The sequence below is a fragment of the Dyadobacter luticola genome, assembly GCF_005860805.1.
GTDB lineage: Bacteria > Bacteroidota > Bacteroidia > Cytophagales > Spirosomataceae > Dyadobacter > Dyadobacter luticola.
This window is the reverse complement of the sequence record NZ_VCEJ01000002.1, coordinates 396,107-418,288: the sequence shown is the minus strand read 5'-3', so window position 1 is coordinate 418,288 and position 22,182 is coordinate 396,107. Positions and strand designations below refer to the sequence as shown.

The following is a 22,182-nucleotide window of genomic DNA, read 5'->3' as shown; positions in this document are numbered from 1 at the left end:
TCAATGTCGTTGCAGGGTAATTTTTGTTCCAGGCCCAGCCCTTAACAATACCACAGTCCAGGGTCTCAAAACGGCCCGCGTACACATTGGGCGCCGCACAGGTAACCGTTAACGGAGAATTGGTCAGGACATAACCGGTGCTCTTCACACGCGCACTCAGGGTATGCGGCTTCCCATCTTTCAAAATAGCAGGGATACCAAAGCTGAAACCACAGTTACCACTACCATTGCCGGCAGTCTTACGGTCTTCACGATAAACATTTGCAGACACAGTCGCATAGACCGTGCTACCTTCAAACAACTCTATCGTTTGGGTAGCATCCGGAAAATTCTTGTCCCAGATCCAGCCAGTGATCGTGCTGCAATTCGCAGATTCGAAACGGCCGTAGTAATCATTTACTGAACATGTTACATTGCGTGGAGAATTCGCCAGAATTACGCCTGTGCCTTTAATACGAACACTCAGATCATGCGGCTTACCATCTCTTAATACAGCAGGATACGGAAAATTAAATCCATAAAGACCAGATCCAAATCCTGACTGCCTGAGATCTTCTCGGTAGGTATCAGCTACAACAGTGGCGTAAACAACGTTTCCTTCATACAGTTCGATCACGAGTGCATCGTCTGGATTATTTTTATCCCATACCCAGCCTCTTACACCATTACAATCAATTCCGTCGAACTTACCATTATACAATGGATTGATACACGTAATTGTTTTAGGCGAGCCAGTTAATGTATAGTTGCTTCCTTTAATACGAACAGCTAGTTCGCGAGGTTGCCCTGTCTTTAATGCAGCTGGGATGTCAAAGTTGAATGCATATTTTCCAGTACCAATACCCTGGCTTTTCAAATTCGCATCATATACATCTGCGGAAAGGGTTGAGTGGACAACATTCCCTTCTATTAATTCTACAGTTAATGGCTCGTTTGGTTTATTCTTATCCCACGCCCAGCCTTTCGCAACGTAACAATCTGTTGAGCTAAAACTACCTGCATAAGCACAGGTAAGAGTAACAGGAGAATTCGTGAGGATATAGGAGCTTCCCCTGACGCGAATGTTCAACGTCCTCGATTTCCCATCCCTCAAACTGGCAGGAATCTGCATTTTAAAACCGTATTTTCCAGTACCAATACCTTTTGTCTTGAGATCTTCCCGATATTCATTTGCAGAAACAGTTGCACGAACGACGGTTCCCTCCAATAGCTCCAAGGTGACAGCTGATTCGGGGTAGCTCTTGTCCCATACCCAACCAGTAATCTGTGAGCATTCTACTGATTCAACGCTTCCTGTGAAAACTGAGGCAGAGGTAGCCGTAGTAAGCGAGGCCAGCGTATAAACAGAAAAAGCATCCGGTACGACGCTCTGCGTTGTTGTGATCGAACCAGTCGCTATCGAACTTGTACCGCCAAGAAGCGCCACTTCATCAACTGTCGATGAAAGAACGGTCCATTTGGAAGTCGCGTTGTTCCAGCCAACAATGCTTAGCTTTGATAATGTATTTTCTGTTAAGCTGGTTATATCCGAATATGAAGTATAAGTTAAGGTAATCCGGGTTGGCTTGCTGCCATTAACATCCCAAAATTCTTTCGAGCTCACTTTGGAAACGTCCGCCTCTTTATTATTAGCAGAAAATGGTGCACCTTCGGGTAAGCTTGTGCTCCCTGGATTAGTTCTAAAGTAAGCTCCGAATGTTCCATCCGCAGTTGCCGCAAATGGGCGATAAACACCCTTATGACCGACAGGGAAAATAAGAGGTTCACTACCATATTTTTTCACGTATCCATCAACATGATTGGAATTACTTATACCTGAAAGTTTCGAAGATTCAGAAAAACTAACGAGACCCAGAGGCTTTGCACGCTCTGTTATCACAATGCCCGCCTGCTGACCAACGCATAACATCGGAGCTAAGCATGCTGTTAAGCATATCGTCAATACTGTTTTGTAGAATTGTTTCATAATTGCTTCTTTCCAAATGGGAATTGCCGAATTATCCAGTGATCTTGACACCATAATTTCCTAAAAACTTAAGTTCTCCACCGGCTTCGACCTTCAACGCTTTTGCCGTGACATTCTGCCCAACCTCCACAATATGTCCTGCATTGACACGGACAATTGTTGTTTCCGATGGCACTCTTCCGTTCGACCAAATTTCTGGGTTGGGCCAGCCACCAGATGAAATGCTTTCAACTACATCCGAAAACAACGATGTTGTTTTGAAGTCCTTAAACAGAATGTTATCTGTCTTGCTGCGCGAAAGCCCAAACCAATCGATAAGAACATCCGAATAGACTCTTCTAAAGTCTATTTGCATTTTGATGTCACGGTTAACTATACCTCCCGTTGTAGACCCTTGGATTAGACCATTTATCAAGTCTGGATTGGTACCTACGACCTGCCTCTTTATCCCAGTTCCAAAAACAAACATGGGGGCGCCAACACCGTGGTCGGTTCCATTTGAAGCGTTCGAAGTTGCCCTCCTACCAAAGTCAGAAAAGGTCATCCCCAGGACTCTGTTTTCCGTGCCCTGTAAATTCAAATCACTTTGAAAAGCAGCTACCGCGTCCGATAATTTCCTTAAAAGCTGCGCATGCTTTCCTTCAAGGCTGTCAGACCCAATCTGGTCGGCATGAGTGTCAAACCCACCTAGCTCAACGTAATATATTTTTGATTTGAGGCCGCCATGTATTAGACGGGCAACAATTTTCAACTGTTCAGCCAACTCGTTTTTTTCTGACGTAGCAGGATATACGGCAAGGTTTTTCCCTGCGTCTGCAGCAGCTTTTACTTCTGCCGCGTAGCCAGTCGCAAGGATTTGTTTTTCCCGGATGTAAGAAATAAGCTCACCTGCATCGCAGCATGGTAAATTAGTTTCTGTGCTGGCAGTCGATTCACCAATGAGCTGGTAGAATGAACCTGGGTCCTGAAAAGTAACACCCATCGGTTCTGTATTACCTAGAAGCGCTGTTGTGCTGATCTGGCCAATCTGAATGGCCAGGGGATCTTCCATGCTAGAATTCGGATATCCTTGGGGATATGTCGCAAATCGGTCATTCAAATAACGCCCTGCCCAACCCGAGTTTGAGTACTTACTCGCATCGACACCAGTCATCCAAATATCAGTTGAACGATAATGCGATAAGTTCGCGTCCGGGTATGATACTGAATGAACAATGGCGAGTTTACCATCATCATACATTTGCCGCATTCCGGTCATAGCAGGGTGGAAGCCGGTTGCCAAATTACCTGATAGCCTTAGTACATTACTCTCGGGAATGGCAATATTGCTTCTAAGATTAAAGTATTCAGAGTAGTATTCCAGAGGTATTACTGTATTTAAGCCGTCATTACCCCCAGCTAAATAGATAATTACTAAAGCCCGATCATCATTCGCCGCAGCCATTTCCCGGAGTGACCGAACTAATGCGGAACTCTTTGACAAGGATTTCACATTGAACCCATTCAAAACAACAGGCAGCATAAGTGACGATGCCCTGGATATAAAATCTCTTCTTTTCATGCAGCTCAGAAATTAAAAAACTTGATATTCTGCCATGGTCAACATGTACTTTAGTAACGCCCGGCAACGCCAAAGGATCGTGTTTTGCCTAATTGTATCAGTAGGAACGGAGCGATACGAATCCCACTCCTTTACCCAAGTTGTTCTAGGGCTACTGTTCATCATCATGATTGTATCTATTAGGAAGTCTCGTTGTCCTTGGGAAAGGCTGGTCGCGAACAAATTCCTCGATAATGTTACAAGGACTTGCTCACATGAAATTGCCGGCGTTCCTGAGACATCTGAGAAATTTGGCTGTGCCGCTTTCAAAATGCCCAGTATATCAACGCCAATTGTGTAATCTGTTGAAACCTTATATGACGGATACACGATTGCCTCCATATATGAACCGCGAATTCCCAACGATGACTCGTTAATCCAATTTTTCGAGAACCCTGTCTGGTAGTATGGAAGAGATCCGAAAACGGTGGGCTGATCCAAAAAGTCTAATTGAAGTGTAATCATTCTGGTGCTGACAAAACTCATCATCTTACGAAACGATACGTAATCAACTGTGTAATCAGGTACGGGCTGATTAAAGAGCCTGAGAGTTCCTATTAAAAATTCGGAAGGCGCTTTTATGATTGCTCCTACATTTCTAGGATCAAAAAATATGCTACTTGTCAACATTTTTTTTATGACAGGCACTATCTGAAAATTATTACTGGGACTAGCAAAAAATGCAGCCAACGGGACGATAACCTGATCGTCTATTTCCTGCGTTACATTAGGATTGACAAACCATCTGTACAATTTTCGGCAGATAAACTTTGGACATTCAGAATGTGATAAAAGCATATTTACCAAATCGCCAAGCTCAGCATCACCAGCAGAGTCACTGTTCCTTCCCTGTATAATGGTGTTGTTATAGCTTGATGAAAAGGCCTTGTCACTTACATCGTGCCTGCTTAATGTAAAGACAGGATCGAAAGTCGTTGAGTTAGGTACTCCTCGATTCGTGATCTGCCAACCCGTAAGCACTCTGGCAGCAGCCTTTACGTCCTGCTCGGTGTAATTTTGATTACCTACAAAATCCTTTTGGCCAACAGTAAATAGCTCCTGCAACTCCCGCCCGTAATTTTCGTTAGGACTTCCTTTAGTATTCAAATTGCCATTTTGAAACACCAACATGCCAGGATCCTTTGTGATAGTAATTACAAAGTCCCTGAAATTTCCAAGCGCATTGGCTCGAATAGAACTTAGGTAGCGATACATATACCTATATTCCTGAACCGCACTATACGCAACGACAAAATGGTTTTGCCAGAAAGCGGCTAGTTTTTCTAGAATAGACGGCTTACCAGTTTGTTCGGTCATCAAGCCAATCCACCAATATTGAACGTAGTTGTATAGAACTCCTTTCCTACTAGCATCAAACGGCTTATTCAAAAACGGCTGCCCTGCATCCGACCTTGTCTCATCCATCTCCACCGGAGGCGGAGGACTCGCCCTATACGAAGCATTATTAATCAAAATATCAACAGCCTCACTGGCTGTTTTTCCGACGAAATCACTGATCTCCTGCTGCGTTGGGCCGAAGGTGGCCCGTCTTAGTAGATGTGCTGCTGTTTCAGGGGTTAACTTAGTTGTATACGTGTCTAAAAATCCCATTGGGGGTTTGTATGTTGACTTTTGCGAATAACTTATTGAGAACCACAAACAAAAATACTACACTAGCCAACAATCTACAAATTACTTCTACATAAATTATCAAATTATTATTAAAATACAATTGCAAATTTTGATTGTAATAATTCTACACTATAACTAAAACATTTTGACTAAAATATGTTCCGACTTTGTAGTACGGCGTAAATTCCACAATATGAGCATTTAAAAGCTTCGGAAGAGGCCCAATAGGCATGTGGAATTGTGGATAACTTTGGTAGAATTTGTAGAACTGTCGCTAGGCTTTATTTCCTATATTTGCCTGACTTACTCAAAAAAAATCCATGAAAATCCTTGTACTCGGTGCCTCCGGCCAGCTGGGCAGCTGCCTAAAAAAAGTCTCCTCCGAAAGAAATTTGACAGATATTTCCTTCCCTTCGGAAGAAGCCGGCAACATTCTCAGCAAAGACTTGCTCGACAAGCTGTTTTCAGAAGAGAAACCTTCTTATGTGATTAATTGCGCCGCATATACCGCCGTTGACAAAGCGGAAGATGACCAGGATACCTGCCGGAAAGTAAATCGTGACGGGGCCGCGAACATTGCTGAGATCTGCGCGAAACATCAGTCTGCACTGATCCACGTCAGTACGGATTTTGTTTTTAAAGGTGATGTGACCGGCTTGCTGGGAGAGTCAGACCCGACTGAACCTGAAAACATTTACGGTCTTACCAAGCTGGAAGGTGAAGTGGCTATTGCAGAAGTTTTACCGCAACACTTTACATTGAGAACCAGCTGGTTGTATTCGGAATATGGTAACAATTTTGTAAAAACAATGCTGCGTCTTGGCAGCGAACGCGATCAATTGGGCGTGATCGTCGATCAAGTGGGCTCTCCTACTTACGCGATCGACCTGGCGGGTGCGATCCTCGACATTCTCGAGTCAGGCAGCGAGGCTTACGGCATTTATCATTATAGTAATGAAGGTGTTACTTCCTGGTTTGATTTTGCCAAAGCGGTTTTTGACATTAGTGCAACGCAGGTGATTGTTAACCCGGTGAAAACTTCGGAGTATGTTACAAAGGCGGTGCGGCCTGCTTATTCTGTGATGGATAAAAGCAAAATCAAGAGCACGTTCGGCATTAAAATCCCTTATTGGAGAGATAGCCTTACCGTTTGCATCGACCGGCTGAAAGCGGAGTAGAACCGCCTACAAAGAAATATTTTTCCTGATTGCCAGCATTCCTCCAAAGGCGTTATCAAATAATTTACCCTGATCCAGGGAGATAGCGCCTTTGATGACTGCTCCTCCCAACCAGGTAACCGGCTTTTCCAGTCCGATTATACCTGAAAACTGATAGGTCTTGCCAGGTAACGCCTGGTCGTAAGTGCCCTGATTGCTGGAATAGGATAGTTTGGTCATCCAGATAGCGTCGTGCAACCTGCCTTTCATGCCCAAATGTGTCACCCAAACCCGGTTGTTGTTTGTAAAGAAGTCGGCGTATCTTGGCCAGTTGTTGTCGTTTTGCGCAGTGATGAAAGGAGTCCCGATACCGCGGCCGAAATAGGACCAACCGTCTCGCACCTGACCATTATTGAAGTAATCGTCCTTGCCGCGAATGCTGTTACCATCGATTGCCACGCTGCCTCCCTGGCTTTTGGTATATAGCAATTCCAGCGTCAGGCGATCGACCGTGAAAAACCTGCCATCGGTATTTTTTATCGTGAATGTCACACCATTCAATCCATCTTTGACATTGTTGAGATAAAAGAGTGAACCATCCTCCACAACGCTCTGGCGATAGAAAAACATGTTGACCGTTTTAAAATCCAACTCGATTCCTGCGTCGATACTCGCGACGTGGTTTCCAATCCGGTTATGTGCGTCGAAGGAAGATAAGCCTGATTTTTCTGAGGGTTTAAAACCCGATACCGCCAGCCAGTAATTCTTCAACCCATTTGGCATTTGGCCGTTTTCAGTAAAATAAGGGCTTTTTCCACCCCACTGCACAGCGTGATTAAAGCCTCCGTGCAGTTTCAGAATTCCGTCAGGTCTGCCCAGACGAATGTATAATGCTTTGTTATGCAGCTTCAAGTCGCTGGTGACGGGCCGGTGGTTATCGAACCAGCCATCGGAGTAGAAACCTTTGAAATACAGAAAATTACGGATCAGTGGGACGTATTTTTCAAAACCCAGCTGAATTCTTGGAATCGGCAGCGCATTTCCTGACCATAAATATGCGCCGGTCCCCAGTTCGTGATCATTAAAACCAACATATTGCTTCCGGCGGCCAACGGTCAGCTGAAAACTCCTGAATGCAAGTCCGACATAACCCTGGGGAATGAGAAATTTACTGTTCTCACTCAGGTTTCCAACAAGCTCTACACCATATGCGACGCTCCATTTAGCATTCGGCAGAGAATCGCCCGACAATGCTTTCCTGCCTTCAACACCCGCGCGCAGGCTTCCGATCTGACCCGAATTTGGAACGATCCCCCACTGATTGGCACGCAACCAGAAAGGCGTCCGGGATGCACTGGAAGCATATCCGGCTATTTCCACATAACTTTTCGTAGTGGTTTGAGCGAAAGATGAATCCTGGGTATAAGCCTGAAATGCAAGGGCCGGCGTGCAGTTTATTCCAGAAAAAAGTAGTGATAATGTGGCAAAGACGGTCAGGCCGCGCGTGAATAACGTTGAGTTAGAAGTCATCAATAGACGTGATATGAGCTTTCAGGGAAGTTTTTGAACCCAAAAGTTAAGAAATAAATCGGGAATGTCCCTAAACTGCTACTTCTCTGCTACAAACTCAAAAGTACCCGAACCAGCCTTGACAATCACATAACCTGCCTCTGAGCCAGTTACTTGAACGTCTTTTGAAGTTGCCAGTGTTTTGTTGTTCAACTTAACCTGGCCTGCATTTGATGCGGGTACATAAATGTTGGCGATCGTGTTAACGGGCACCATTACCTTCATACGCAGCGTCCCGGATTTCTTGCTCCACTCCGAAGCAATCAACCCATTCATTGACTGCAAGGAAGCTTTGAGTTCATTCACTCCATCGTTCCCCATCCCATCCGGTGCAATCTCCGGGCGAATGATGAATTCAGCGAAACCCGGTTTGACAGATTTGATACCAGCCGCATTTCCAAACATCCACTCACAAACAGCACCAAATGCATAGTGGCTAAAAGAGTTCATAGCAGCATTGTATTTGAAACCATCTTCTTTGGTAAAACTGTCCCAGCGCTCCCAGATCGTCGTGGAACCATTCGCCACCTCAAATCCCCAGGAAGGAAATTCTTTGCTTAAAAATAAATGATAAGCCTCATCGGAGTGACCGGTGGCCGAAAGGGCGGGCAACATCGGTTTTGCACCCAGGAAGCCGGTGCTCATTTTATTTCCATTTTCTTTTAAAAGAGCCGCCAGGAAGTTGCCGGCTTTCGTCTTATCAGCTGGTTTTACAATGTTCATATAAATCGCATTGGCGTAAACAGTCTGCGTGTGTCCTGTAAAACCGAGCGCGCCGTCTACATATCCTTCCCCATCGCCGTAAGCTTTTGCATTACATTTGAATTTGCCGTCCGCATCAGTATAATGTTCTGTGATGGCTTTTCTGATAGCTGCGGCGGTTTCGGTGAAGCGTTTTTTATCTTTTCCATTTCCGATTGCGCCAGCCATTTCGGTCATCAGGTCTGCGCAGTAGCAGTAGTAGAAGGATGCGAGCAAGTCGGGCGGTGTTTTTTTGCCGAATGAAAGCCAGTCGCCGAAGCCACCTTTTGGTGATATGTCGGTGAAGGAATTTTCTACGAATACATGCGTGCCCTTGCTTCTTTTTTCCAGAAAATCCATGAAACGCACCATGTAAGTCCACCCCTCGGCGATCATGCGCGTGTCGGCGTAGGCGCGGTACACCTGATAGGGACATATAATGCCCGCTTCCATCCAGCCGGGCGAGAATGTGTCGTGCCACCGGAGGTTCGGGCGGGGTGCATATAAAGGATAGGCGCCGCTTTCATACTGGCCATCATTGAGGTCGACGATCCATTTGGTAAAAAATGAGGCGACGTCGCGGTTGAATGTGGCGGATTTGGCGTAAACCTGCGCGTCGCCTGTCCAGGCAATACGCTCGTCGCGCTGCGGGCAGTCGGTTGGGATTTCGAGGTAATTGGCGCGTTGGGTCCAGTCAATGTTGCTATACAACTGGTTGGCCATTGCATTATCTGTTTCAAATGATCCGACTTTGGGCGTATCGGAACCGACTACCAATCCAGTCAGCATATCTTTTGATGGAGCTTCTTTCAAACCCTTTATCTCCACATATTGAAACCCGTGAAATGTGAACTTCGGCTCCCAGGTTTCGCCCGCGGCGTCGCCCCTTAATATATAGGTGTCGGTTGCTCTCGCCATCCGCAGGTTTTCGGTCATCAACCGGCCGTCGGGATGCAGTTTTTCGCCATACCTCAGCCGGATTGTATCCCCTGCCCTGCCTTTTACTTTCAGACTGATCACGCCCGCAAAGTTTTGGGCTAAATCAAAAATATAAGTACCGTCTGGCCGCGGCGTCACGGATTTCACCGCCAGTTCCTGCGTCACTTTTACCGGGGGGCCTGGATATACCTGCACTTTTCGCTCACCTTTGTCCGGAAAAATTTCTGCATTCTTCCAGCTTTTATCATTAAATCCTGTTTTTCCCCAATCCTTAAATTCCAGTCTCGCATCATAGGTTTCACCATTCAAAAGATCCGATTCCAGCAAAGCGCCCTGGCTGGCTTTCCAGGTTTCGTCGGTGCTGAATGTTTCGGTGGTTCCGTCGGCATACTGTATTTCCAGCTGCGCTTTTAATGTCGGTACCCTTCCATAAAAGCCTCGAACAACCGGATTTTGAACTAACAAACCATAACCCAAATACCCCGCGTACCAGCCGTAGGACAACTGTGCCGCCAATGCATTCGGACCTTCTTTCAGGCTGGTGGTAACATTGTAAGTCTGGTAATAAACACGTTTGTCATAATCAGTCCAGCCCGGTGTAAGTCTTGCGTCACCTGCTTTCTGACCATTCACATTCATTTCGTAAACGCCCAGTGCAGTAATATACAGCCGGGCTTTTTTCAAACCTTTTTTGATAAAAATTTCCTTCCGCAAATAGGGTGCGGGCGGCAAATGATACACTTTTCCTTTTCCCAAATGATCCAGGTCCAGCCCGATCCATTTTCCTTTCCACTCCGTTTTTGACAGCAAGCCCATTTCCCAGGTGGCCGCCTCGCTCCACGGACCAGCCACGCCGTTTTTGTCCCAGCTACGCACTTTCCAATAACACAAATCCCTTGATTTTAAAGGTTTACCATTATAAACGATTTGGTAAGTATCCCGACCATTGACTTTGCCGGAATTCCAGAGATCCGCATCACGCTCCGTCAAAGACTCTTTGGAAGTCGAAACCAGGATCTGATACGCAGTTTGCACCTGGTTGTTTTCGTCCGAAGCCAGCACCCAGCTCAGGCGGGGATTGCTCACATCCGTAACCGGGTCAACTTTGTACTCGCAGCGGAGGTAGGACGGATTGAGACCTTTGGCAAAAACATTTAATGTTCCTAAAATCAATGTAGCTGACCATAGGAAGGTGAATAAAGAACGAAGTTTCATCAGGTTAGGTAAGGTTGCGGGGTTAGCGGAGGACTTTCATTCCTTTTGGTGCGTCGATGGTCGATTTCACCGAGCCGTCGGGCTGTTTTTCGTGCCGCACTTTGACGATGCCCAGCGGCGTGGGATAGGTACCTTCGGCCCAGGCGAGGTCGCCCAGATTGGGCTGAATGCGGATGGTTTTTGCGCCGGGTTCTACAATACTGATACCCAGCACATGCTCCGAAAGCCAGGAAGTTGGGCCTGATGCCCAGCCGTGGCAGAGGCTATGGCGGAGGTTTTTGTAACAGTATGCGCCAAAATCACCGTGAATGTCATCTTTACCTTCCGGCACTAGGTCATCAATTGGCGCAGCATTCTTGGTCCAGGCCAGATCAAAATCTTCCCAGAATGTCGTCGCGCCCATATCCAGCATGCCGCCCCAGTAGTTGCGGATGCAATTTAATGCCCCTGTGTAATCCTTTGCTTTCGCTTTTGCCTGCAACATATAGTATCCGTAAAATGTCGAAAACCGCTCACATTCACCTTGTGAAATTACGTCTGCATTCGCTTTTTCGGCTGGCATTAAACCGGCCAGCGCCATCAACGAGGCTGCTTGTTTGGAATTGTTTGGATCAGGAACGTATAGTTTCAGTTGGGTCGCAGTGGCCTTACATTTAGCGGCTTGGGCAGGTTCGTCGAGGATCGTGCAAAGTTCAGCGCCTGCTTCCAGCGTCATCACAATCATGGCGTGCAATCCGGCGTGGATTCCTTTCGGATTTTCACTCGAAGGCCAGTCGAGGAATCGGGTACCATCGAGATTTTCCTTGTTGTCTTTTGTCTTGGAGATTAATAAATCCAGCAGAGCTACCAGGTATTTTTGTTGTTTTCTCAGATATTCCATATCGCCCTGATTTTTATATAAATCCCTGTGGATTAAAACCCACCACATGGAATAAGCGCTGATACCATTCATCCAGCCGGGTAGCGGCGTAATGTCACGCGCCTGGTCGAGGCTTTTGGCTACCACTTCATTTTTACCAAAAACCGTATTGATCGTCATCACTTCCGGATGCATATCCCCTACCCACACCAGCCGGTCGCGCTTGATACCGTCCCACAAATATTCCTGCATATTTAAATGTACCGTATAGGCGCCGGTGTTCCAGATCTTGTTCAGTCTTTCATCATTACTTTTAAATGAACCTAAATAAGGAATGTCGCGGTATTCAAAAATGGCCCGTACCTCTTTTAATTGCAGCTCACGATTCGGATCGACTAAATCAATTCTTGCAAAACGAAAACCTGAATTTCCAACATTCGTCATACCCAGCCACGGCACTTCGATCGTGAAATCACGCATGGCGTGATCATTCGTTGCGCCCTGAATCGTGTCAATGCTGGACATAGCCTCGCTAACGGATTCACCAAAACGGATGCGTATACGGATCGGCTTCTGGTTGGCAGGCTGATCGGTGATGAGCTGAATGCCGCCCTGGATCTCTTTGCCAAAATCAAACAATATCCCCGGCTGCTCCTGGTCGTTACTGATCAGTTTGCAAAAGTTCTTGTGTACCAGATCCGCCTGTCCTGTGCCTTTTTTGAGCAGATTTTGTGCGTCTATGACGCTGGTAGAAGTTTTATCCGACGTCCAGACAATACGCCGCGGCGTGAGGTATTGCCGCACGCGGGAGTCTTTCTGGCTATCGTAACTTTTGTCAAAAATCGGCGGAAGTTGCTGCGAATTAGCGTGTTGCGTCAATAATCCGCCGAGCAGAAGGAGAAAGGTAAAGAGCTTTTTCACAGAGAAAAGTTTGATTTACATTGTAATATTCCCGGAAAATAAATAATTATTAACTAGCTAACTAGCCTGTTGTATCCTGTCTGTGCCCAGGAAGCAACTCTTTCGCGGAGTATGTAACCTTATGCTAAAAGAATGGAAAAACCGTTCTAATTTTACCCAAAGTACAATCACCCCAATTTTTGATCGCCGAAAACCACCTTCTGCCATGATCAACCCGGAAAATAGTGCACAGGACCGTGACGGGCTTCCGCCTTTTGTCAGCAGCTGGAAGCAGTTATACATTTTAATGATCGGCACATTGATTCTGCTGATCGTCCTCTTCTATTTATTCATGACCCACTTTCAATGAACTACCTTGACTGGATTGTACTTTCCCTTACATTAATATTTGTCGTTTCGTATGGTATCTACCGCAGCCGCGAGAAACATACCATGGATTCGTTTTTGCTGGCCGGCAAGTCTATGCCCTGGTACAATGTTACCTTATCATTAATGGCCACCCAGGCCAGCGCGATCACTTTTTTATCGGCACCCGGCCAGGCGTATACTGACGGAATGCGGTTTGTCCAATTCTATTTCGGGTTGCCGCTGGCGATGGTGGTGCTTTGTATGACATTCGTCCCGAAATTCGGCCAGATGAAAGTTTTCACGGCCTACGAATTCCTGGAAGGCCGTTTTGACCTTCGTACCCGCGCATTAACATCCTTTCTTTTTCTACTCCAAAGAGGTCTATCTACCGGACTTTCCATCTATGCTCCATCGCTGATTCTTTCAGCGATCCTTGGCTGGGACATTACATTGACCAACATTATTTCCGGTGGTATCGTGATGATCTATACTATTTCCGGTGGCTCTCAGGCGGTTTCACATACCCATTTGCAGCAGATGGCGATCATTACCGTGAGCATGGTCGTGGCAGGTTTTATGGTAGTGAAATTCCTTCCAGCAGATGTATCATTTACTGACGCGCTGCATGTTGCGGGTAAAATGGGCAAAGTCAATCTCATCGATTTTACATTTGATCTCGACAACAGATATAATGTATGGTCGGGACTGATCGGTGGATTTTTTTTGCAACTCTCCTATTTCGGTACAGATCAGTCGCAGGTGGGAAGATTTATGACGGGTAGCTCGGAAGGACAAAGCAAGTTAGGACTGGCGATGAATGGTTTGATGAAGATCCCGATGCAGTTTCTGATCCTGCTCGTGGGTGTGCTGGTTTTTGCTTTTTACCAATTCACCGCGCCGCCGCTTTTCTTTAATAAAACGGTTGTTGATAAAATAAAGACCACCCAATACGCGGCGGAATATAATGCGCTGGAAAAGCAGCACGCACAGATCCAGACCGAAAAACGCCCGCAGGTGCTGGCGCTGACCAAAGCATTGAATGCTGGCGATGAGGCTGCAATCGACAAATCGCGGGACATTTTGTCCAAAATGGAAAAGAATGTGGGCAAAGTACGGGCGGAGGCGCAAACATTGCTTTCCAAGGCAAACGGCGGTGATACCAATGATGTGAATTACATTTTTCTGCGCTTTGTAATTGATTACCTGCCGGTGGGAATGGTCGGGTTGTTGATCGCGGTGATTTTGCTGGCGTCGATGGGTTCTGTGGCTTCGGCTTATAACTCGCTGGCATCTTGCAGTGTGGTCGATATTTACAAACGTATGGTCCGGAAAGACGACGAATCCCGCGACTATGTGAAGGCTTCCCGCTGGGCTACTTTTTTCTGGGGTATTTTCTGCATTTTCGTTGCCCAATACGCGGCCCGGCTGGGCAGTATGATCGAGGCGGTCAACATTCTCGGCTCCCTTTTTTATGGCGTGATCCTCGGTATATTTCTCGTCGCATTTTATTTCAAAAACATCAACAGCCGTGCGGTATTCTGGGGAAGTATCCTGGGTGAAATATTCGTAGTGATCAGTTACATCTACGATTTAACCGCATTTCTCTGGCTCAACCTGATCGGCTGCGTGCTCGTGATCACATTTGCATGGCTGATCGAAAAAGCCTGGCCTCAAAAAATAACCGGTTCTCCGGAGATTTAACATTCTCCTAAAATGATTAGGTATAATTCCCGCCAAAAATAAAATATTTCTAAGATAATGCGGGATTATAGGCTTTTTTTAGCCCATATAGTGAAACTATTCCGGCTTTTAAATCCTTAATACCATTAACCGGTAATAGGTGAGGTATCAACTACTTTATATTGTCACCGGGAGTTACGAAACGTTTTACCCTCCTGCTCGAAGAACTTTTCATTTCTCTATCCAAAACAAATTTCAATTCATGAAGAATTGGTCAAAGCCACAAAAAATAATGCGTTTGGCAATTGGCTCGGCATTCCTGTTAATAAGCTGTATTGATCCCGTTTTAGCACAACTCGTTCCCGAAAACACACAGACCGCTCCTACGCTTGAAAAGGCGACTTTGCAGGATGTGGTGTCTTATGCTGTCAAATACCAGCCGGTTATTCAGCAATCGGTGATTGACGAGCGCATTACGGAAAATCAGATCAGGAGTAAGCTTGCCGACTGGTACCCACAGATTAATTTTAATTACAACCTTCAAAAAAACTTCATCGTCCAAACCAGCATTATCGCAGGTAACCCGGTGAAATTGGGGGTAAAGAATGTTTCGGCAGCGCAGTTTACCTTGTCGCAGCAGATTTTTAACCGGGATGTGCTTTTGGCAAATCAAACCAAACGTGATGTCCAGCTGGCCGCTGCGCAAAACACCGTCAACAACAAAACGGACATTGCGGTGAATGTGTCGAAAGCGTTTTATGATGTGCTCGCCACTACCCAGCAGATCGATGTGGCGAATGAAGACATTGTACGGCTGGAAAGAAGCTTGAAAGACGCAAAAGCCCAGTATGAATCGGGCGTAGCGGATAAGATCGACTTCAAACGCGCCACGATTTCGCTGAACAATACGAAGGCAAATAAGAAGGGAAATGAGGAAATCCTGAAAGCGAAAACGGAATACCTCAAAAACCTGATGGGCTATCCGATTGATAAAGAGCTGACGATCAGCTATGATTCACTTCAAATGGAACGTGAGATCGCGCTGGACACTTTGCAGAATGTGGACCTCAACACACGGATAGAATACCAGATCCTGGCGACGCAGAAGAAGCTTTTGGAAGCGAATTTACAATACAACAAATGGAGCTACCTGCCCAATGTTTCGCTGAACGGCGCTTATAACCTCAATTTTCAAAACAACCAGTTTACGGACCTGTATGGTAAAAATTATCCCAACTCTTTTGGTTTGCTGACACTTTCACTGCCGCTCTATCAGGGTGGAAAACGCCGGGCCAATACCCGCCAGGCCGAGTGGCAGATCAAGCGGCTGGACTGGGATATCAGAGGTTTGCAAAACAATGTTAGCTCGGAATATGCTACTGCGCTAGCGAATTACAAGAGTTACCTGACCAACCTGCTCGCTCAGAAAGAGAATGTGGACCTTGCCCGGGAAGTGTATGACGTGATTCAGCTTCAATATAAATCGGGTATCAAAACGTACCTGGAAGTGGTTACCTCCGAAACCGACCTGCGTTTGGCGCGGATCAATTATTCCAATGCCTTGTACCAGGTGCTTGCCAGCAAAATAGATGTGCAGAAAGCGCTTGGCCAGATTAATTTCCAATAAACCCCATCACCAGTCGAACCAAATCGAAAATACTTTGCCGATATGTTTTTAAATAAGATCAAATATTACTCCGCTGCGCTGTTGCTTACCACCGTGTTATCCTGCGGAAAAAAAGATCAGCAGCAACAGCCTACAACTCCTCCGGCGATTCCGGTAACATTGGTTTCTGTGACCAGCACGGAGGCGCCTTTTTATGATGAGTACCCAGGTACCGTGGTCCCGCTAAATGAGATCGAGCTTCGTCCGCAGGTTACCGGTTTTGTTACAGGTATTCATTTCAAAGATGGTGCGCGCGTCAAAAAAGGACAGCTTCTTTATTCTATTGACGCTCAGCTTTATAATGCTAATTACGAGCAGGCCGTAGCCAATGCCAATGTGCAGGAAGCGAACCTGGCGAGGGCACAAAAAGATGCGGACCGCTACCACGAACTCGAAAAAAATGACGCGGTTGCCAAGCAGCTGGTCGACAATGCGGACGCTGCACTGGAAGTAGCCAAAAGACAATCCGAAGCTGCGAAAGCCAACATTAAGGCGGTGCAGACCAGCGTAAATTATACCAAGGTCACAGCGCCTTTTGATGGTGTGATCGGCATTTCTCTGGTAAAGGTAGGCGCGGCTGTTTCTGCCGGGCAGACGGTTTTGAATACGGTTTCTACCGATGGCCAGCTTGCGGTAGATTTTAATGTTGACCAGAAAGAAATTTACCGGTTTACCAATATGATGAAAGGTCAGAAAGATTCTGATTCAACATTTACATTAAAATTCGGTACCGACATTTATCCTTCTTCGGGAAAAATTGCTTTCCTAGACAGGGCCGTTGATCCTCAGACTGGTAGCATTAAAGCCCGTCTCGTTTTTCCAAACAAAGCCAACCAGCTTCGCGCGGGCATGAGCTGCACGGTGCGTGTGCTCAACAATGCTTCCGCCAAATCTATCGTGATCCCATACAAAGCGGTGACCGAGCAGCTGGGCGAGTTTTTCGTATATGTAGAGGGCGACAGCAGCAAGGTAAGTCAGCGCAAAGTGCAGCTGGGGACGCCGCTGGGCAACAACATTATCGTGAAAGAAGGGCTTAAAGAAGGAGAAAAAATCGCCGTGGAAGGCGTGCAGAACCTGAGAGAGGGCGCAGTTATCAAAGCAGGCGAAGGCAATGCGAGCCCGGGCAAATAATCAGTTCCTCCTTTACTATTTTCACTACAACTGGTAAAAAATGATTGCAGATATTTTTATAAAAAGACCGGTAACCGCGATTGTAGCGTCTGTCGTGCTGGTCTTGGTGGGCTTGATCGCTCTCACCACCTTACCCGTGGCGCAGTATCCGGACGTAACCCCTCCTACCGTGTCCATCACCGGTAACTTTACAGGTGCCGACGCCCAGACGGTGGAGCAAACGACCACTACGCCGATTGAAACGCAGATCAACGGTACGCCGGGGATGACTTACATGTCCAGCAACTCGACGAGCAGCGGGCAGAGCAGCATTAACGTGACTTTTGATGTAGGTACCGACGTAAACATTGCGGCGCTGGATGTTCAGAACCGCGTGAGTGTGGCTGAGCCAACATTGCCGGATGCGGTAAAAAGATTGGGTCTGACAGTAAGAAAACGCCAGCCAAGTATCATGATCGCCCTTGCGCTGTACTCGCCAAATGGTACGCATGATTCGCAGTTCATCGGTAACTATGCCAACATTTACCTGAAAGACGCCTTGCAGCGTGTAAAAGGGGTTGGTGATATTATTTCAAGGGCCGATGACTTTGGTATGCGTGTGTGGCTGGACCCTGAAAAACTGGCAAACCTTAAAATGACGCCTTCCGACATTTCGGCGGCACTTTCGGAGCAAAACTTACAGGTAGCGGCGGGAACCGTGGGTGGTACACCTCAGCCAAATCAGCAAAGTTTCGAATATAGCGTCTTGACAAACAGCCGTTTAAATACAAAAGAACAGTTTGAAGATATCATTGTCCGCTCGTCCCCGGAAGAGGGAAGTGTGGTGTACCTGCGTGACGTGGCGCGGGTGGAATTGGGAAAATTTGATTACGGTATCAATGCATTTGTGAGTGGTAAACCTGCTGCGTTTGTATTGATCTACCAGGCTCCCGGCGCGAATGCACTCGCTACTTATGAGGGTGTGATGAAGGCTTTGGAGTCGATGAAGAAGACATTTCCAAAGGATATCGATTACGTAATCCCGACGGAAACTGCGACGGTGGTCCAGGTTTCGATTGAAGAGGTACTGCACACATTTGCCGAGGCGATGATCCTGGTGGTAATTGTGGTGTTTTTGTTTTTGCAAAACTGGCGGGCAACCTTAATCCCTATCCTTGCGATCCCGGTTTCGCTGATCGGAACATTTATCTTCTTTATTCCTTTTGGCTTCACGATCAACACATTAACACTTTTTGCATTCGTACTCGCGATTGGTATTGTGGTGGATGATGCGATTGTGGTGGTGGAAGCGGTGCAGCATTATATTGATGATAAAAAAATGTCACCGAAGGATGCGACTGTTCAGGCGATGAAAGACATTTCCGGTCCGGTTATCGCTATCGCATTGATTTTGGCAGCGGTTTTCGTCCCGGTAAGTTTTGTTCCCGGGATTGTCGGCCGGCTCTACCAGCAGTTTGCGATCACGATTGCGGTGTCTGTGCTTCTTTCGGCATTTGTCGCACTTTCACTGACACCAGCATTGTGCTCGATCATGTTGAGACCTTCGAAAGGAGAAAATGATCAGAAAAACTGGCTTGAAAAATTCTTTGACAAGTTCAACAGGTGGTTTGAGCGGGTTTCGCATGGGTATACCCGGGGCGTCGCCAAATGGATCAAAGCCACGCCACTTGTTTTGGTGATGATGGTTTGTCTGTTCGTAGGTCTGTTCTTTCTATTCAAAAACAAACCTTCGGGCTTTATTCCGGTGGAGGATGAGGGTCGTTTGTATGTGACTTACGAAATGCAGGAAGCAACTTCTACGGTTCGTAATGTGGCAATGATCAAGGACATTATGCAGCGTGTTTCTTCCATCCCGGAAGTACGCGTGGTGGGTGGTTTGGCTGGTTTGAACATTCTTAGCTTTTCAAACAAATCAAACGTGGGTACTATGTTTGTCAACCTGAAACCCTGGGCTGACAGAAAAGGGGCTGAGCACCACGTACAGGCAGTCATCAAGGAAATTCAGAAACGCACGGCGAATATCAAAGAAGCGCGCGTACTGGCGATTGCACCTCCCGCGATACCTGGTTTGGGAGCGACATCCGGTTTTACTTTTGAATTACAACAATCTACGAGTACCGATAACATTCAGCAATTTGAAGGCGTGATGCGCAACTTCCTCGGAGCGGTGAACAAGCGGCCCGAAATTGCGATGGCTTATACATTTTTCAATGCCCGGACGCCAAGTTATCAGATTGATGTGGATAGGGATAAAACCAAAAAACTGGGGGTGCAGGTGAACGACGTATTCAGCTCGCTTTCCACATTGCTGGGTAGTAGTTATGTGAATGATTTCAACTTGTACGGAAGGAATTTCCGGGTAATGGTGCAGGCAGACAGCAGTTTTCGCTCGTCGCTTGACAAAATCCAGAAATTTTACGTCCGCAACCGGGCAGGTAATATGGTGCCGCTGAGTGCATTGGTTACTTCCAAAGTGGTGGAAAATCCCGCATTGATTTCGCATTACAACATTTACCGGTCTGTGGAAATTAACGGTACGCCAAAACCAGGATTCAGTAGCGGCCAGGCCATCACGGCATTGCGTGAAGAAGCTGCCAAGCTGCCAGCAGGTTACAGCTACGAATTCTCGGGTATGAGTAGCGAGGAAATCAAGGCAGGCGACAGTACGACCACGATTTTTGCGATCTCGATCATATTCGTATTCCTCTTCCTGGCGGCACTTTATGAAAGCTGGTCGATACCATTCTCGGTACTTTTTGCCGTACCTATCGGCGCATTCGGATCGATTTTGACATTGACATTACTGCCAAATCTTTCCAATAACATTTACGCCCAAATCGGTTTGATCACATTGATTGGTCTCGCCGCGAAGAATGCGATCCTGATCGTCGAATTTGCCAAAGAACGGGTGGATAGCGGTATGGAGTTGGTGAAAGCAACATTGGAAGCGGTGCAGCTGCGTCTGCGGCCGATCATTATGACATCTCTTGCATTTATCCTCGGCGTACTTCCGCTGGCATTCGCAAGCGGCGCAGCAGCAGAATCGCGGAAAACAATCGGCTGGACAGTATTTGGCGGTATGCTAGCAGCCACATCCCTGGCAATCTTTGTGGTACCGGTACTGTTCGTAGCGATTGAGAAACTCGCAATGGGCAAGAAAGGAACGCATGGCAAGGCCGATGATGAGACGGATAAGCCAGTAGTGGTAGCGTAGGAGTATCGATATCAGATATCCTGAAATAGCACAAAAAAAATAGGGACCGTAATGGTCCCTATTTTTTTTGTATAGATGTTATCAGAAGATTTATTCAACCTTCACATTCGTATAGTAAAGTTCTAGCTTAATGCCTGGATCGTTGCTTTTCTGGTCACCGAAAACCAAGCGATTCAAGCTCCTGGTAAATTCCGTGTTAGCAGCAGGATAGACTGTTGAAGCGCGTGGATTTTCATTCTCATTTGCTACATCGTTGAATGGAGAAGTCCTAAGCACCAATGCACCGGAATCGTCCGTTTCGCTCGTTAGTAGCTCCGCAACATAGGAAGTGATGTCCAGCAGATAATATTGCTTATTGTTAACGATATCGTTGATCAGGCTGCTCACGACAGGCTTACCATCAGATAATCTTGTAACGGACAAAGGAAAACCGTCTCCTCCAACGTAAAACTCATTGTTAGCATTGACCCGAAAAAGCCTCAATTGTGGAGGAGCCATAAACTGGCTAGTAACAGAGAGCCTTGTTGGTGTAATCCGAAGAAATGCTTTGTTCGCAGCCGTATATTGTATATTGCGTAATTGTCTTATTGTCGGCAGCTGAATCTTTGTCATAATCCCTGGACCGGCCTGAACGAATGCTTTATTACCGGTCTGAGCAGTCGGTAGCGAACGTCTTTGATTTGGAATTAAGTTAGCAATCTCAGTGCCACTTCTGTCTGCCAGTATCTGGTTATAGGACGCGGTGGCTTGAAAAACTGTCGAATCCCTTCTGACCGCGTCCGCACCGGGAACGTGGTAATGCATCTGAATTCTTGCACTATCCAACTTAAAACCTACCACAGCTCCATTGTCAGTCTCAGCACCTCTGATAGTAAGTCCTGCTACCATGTTGATCCAATCCTGATTTGAGGGCAGCAAATTTGTTTTTCCTTTTTCGAAAATGCTTTTCCCCAAATCGTCAGAAAGCTTGATAGTGAATGTCTTGTCCCGCTTTGGCATTGGGGTCAATTTCTTTTTACCAATAGCTACCGGATCAAAGGCCGTCGTATTCGTATTATAATAAGCATCCTTTGTAAGAATGTCCACCAAAAGCCGGTGCACCGACAAATTGATCGCTTTGGTTGTGTCCCCGTAAGAATATTTGTCATAAGACATAAACAACACGAGCGAATCATATTCTGCATTCTGCGGGATTGTTAGACCCGATTGGATAGTTGGCTGTATAAAGGTTGCCGTCTGCACCTTGCCAAAGTAGGGATCAATGTATCGACCAACCAGCAGTCGACGAGGTGCCCCTGTCATAACCGAGTCTGTCAGGATTGTGGAAAGCTGCACAGTGGCTGTATCCGAAAATAGCACGCCAAAATCATCTGGGTCAGGTTGCACAAGTGATTCAACTTGGTCGCCCCATTGGCATCCAACCAATGAGAATGAGAACCCGATGATGCAGAGAAATTTATAGACTATGGAAGATTTCTTAGAGGAAAACAAGCAGAATTTCATTGAATGCTAGAACAGTAAAAGGTGCAAAATTATCACATGCC

General features: G+C 46.4%; 12 protein-coding genes and 1 pseudogene. 6 read left to right on the top strand and 7 right to left on the bottom strand.

Features of this window, described 5'->3' with window-relative positions; all coding sequences use genetic code 11:
• From FEN17_RS01665 to FEN17_RS01655, 3 genes and pseudogenes are all read right to left on the bottom strand, one after another.
• Nucleotides 1-1,966 (bottom strand): annotated as a pseudogene (locus FEN17_RS01665) (T9SS type A sorting domain-containing protein); the annotation flags it as partial.
• Between the two features lie 31 nt (nucleotides 1,967-1,997).
• Nucleotides 1,998-3,527: a DUF1501 domain-containing protein gene (locus FEN17_RS01660; RefSeq protein WP_138363579.1), complete on the bottom strand. Its 1,530-nt coding sequence runs from the start codon at nucleotides 3,525-3,527 to the stop codon at nucleotides 1,998-2,000.
• 12 nt (nucleotides 3,528-3,539) lie between these two features.
• Nucleotides 3,540-5,177: a DUF1800 domain-containing protein gene (locus tag FEN17_RS01655; RefSeq protein WP_138363578.1), complete on the bottom strand. Its 1,638-nt coding sequence runs from the start codon at nucleotides 5,175-5,177 to the stop codon at nucleotides 3,540-3,542.
• 341 nt (nucleotides 5,178-5,518) lie between these two features.
• On the opposite strand from FEN17_RS01655, the gene rfbD reads away from it, so the two are divergent.
• On the top strand, nucleotides 5,519-6,376 hold the full coding sequence (rfbD, locus tag FEN17_RS01650) for a dTDP-4-dehydrorhamnose reductase (RefSeq protein WP_138363577.1): 858 nt from the start codon (nucleotides 5,519-5,521) through the stop codon (nucleotides 6,374-6,376).
• Between the two features lie 6 nt (nucleotides 6,377-6,382).
• Here rfbD and FEN17_RS01645 read toward each other — a convergent pair whose 3' ends face one another.
• The 3 genes from FEN17_RS01645 to FEN17_RS01635 all read right to left on the bottom strand — a co-directional run bounded on the left by FEN17_RS01645 (nucleotide 6,383) and on the right by FEN17_RS01635 (nucleotide 12,599).
• On the bottom strand, nucleotides 6,383-7,885 hold the full coding sequence (locus tag FEN17_RS01645; RefSeq protein WP_138363576.1) for a capsule assembly Wzi family protein: 1,503 nt from the start codon (nucleotides 7,883-7,885) through the stop codon (nucleotides 6,383-6,385).
• Between the two features lie 78 nt (nucleotides 7,886-7,963).
• Complete coding sequence (locus FEN17_RS01640) at nucleotides 7,964-10,819, bottom strand: family 78 glycoside hydrolase catalytic domain (protein WP_138363575.1); 2,856 nt, start codon at nucleotides 10,817-10,819, stop codon at nucleotides 7,964-7,966.
• A gap of 22 nt (nucleotides 10,820-10,841) precedes the next feature.
• A complete protein-coding gene (locus FEN17_RS01635) occupies nucleotides 10,842-12,599 on the bottom strand; it encodes an alpha-L-rhamnosidase-related protein (protein WP_138363574.1) in 1,758 nt (585 codons plus the stop codon).
• A 205-nt stretch (nucleotides 12,600-12,804) separates the two neighbouring features.
• Here FEN17_RS01635 and FEN17_RS27175 point away from each other — a divergent pair, with 205 nt between their 5' ends.
• The 5 genes from FEN17_RS27175 (at nucleotide 12,805) to FEN17_RS01615 (ending at nucleotide 20,638) form a co-directional block, all read left to right on the top strand.
• The gene (locus tag FEN17_RS27175; RefSeq protein ID WP_171037804.1) at nucleotides 12,805-12,948 is read left to right on the top strand and encodes a hypothetical protein; all 144 of its coding nucleotides are present in this window, start codon (nucleotides 12,805-12,807) and stop codon (nucleotides 12,946-12,948) included.
• Nucleotides 12,945-14,648, top strand: a complete 1,704-nt coding sequence (locus tag FEN17_RS01630) for a sodium:solute symporter family protein (protein ID WP_138363573.1) — start codon at nucleotides 12,945-12,947, stop codon at nucleotides 14,646-14,648. The genes FEN17_RS27175 and FEN17_RS01630 overlap by 4 nt, the downstream gene beginning before the upstream one ends.
• 271 nt (nucleotides 14,649-14,919) lie before the next feature.
• On the top strand, nucleotides 14,920-16,254 hold the full coding sequence (locus FEN17_RS01625) for a TolC family protein (protein WP_229208645.1): 1,335 nt from the start codon (nucleotides 14,920-14,922) through the stop codon (nucleotides 16,252-16,254).
• A 42-nt stretch (nucleotides 16,255-16,296) separates the two neighbouring features.
• Nucleotides 16,297-17,424, top strand: coding sequence for an efflux RND transporter periplasmic adaptor subunit (locus tag FEN17_RS01620; RefSeq protein WP_138363571.1), 1,128 nt, complete (start codon nucleotides 16,297-16,299; stop codon nucleotides 17,422-17,424).
• A 40-nt stretch (nucleotides 17,425-17,464) separates the two neighbouring features.
• Nucleotides 17,465-20,638, top strand: a complete 3,174-nt coding sequence (locus tag FEN17_RS01615; protein WP_138363570.1) for an efflux RND transporter permease subunit — start codon at nucleotides 17,465-17,467, stop codon at nucleotides 20,636-20,638.
• Nucleotides 20,639-20,728: 90 nt separating this feature from the next.
• Here FEN17_RS01615 and FEN17_RS01610 read toward each other — a convergent pair whose 3' ends face one another.
• Nucleotides 20,729-22,141 carry a DUF4270 family protein gene (locus FEN17_RS01610; RefSeq protein ID WP_138363569.1) on the bottom strand — a complete coding sequence of 471 codons (1,413 nt, stop codon included), beginning with the start codon at nucleotides 22,139-22,141 and terminating at the stop codon, nucleotides 20,729-20,731.
• Between the last annotated feature and the right edge of the window lie 41 nt (nucleotides 22,142-22,182).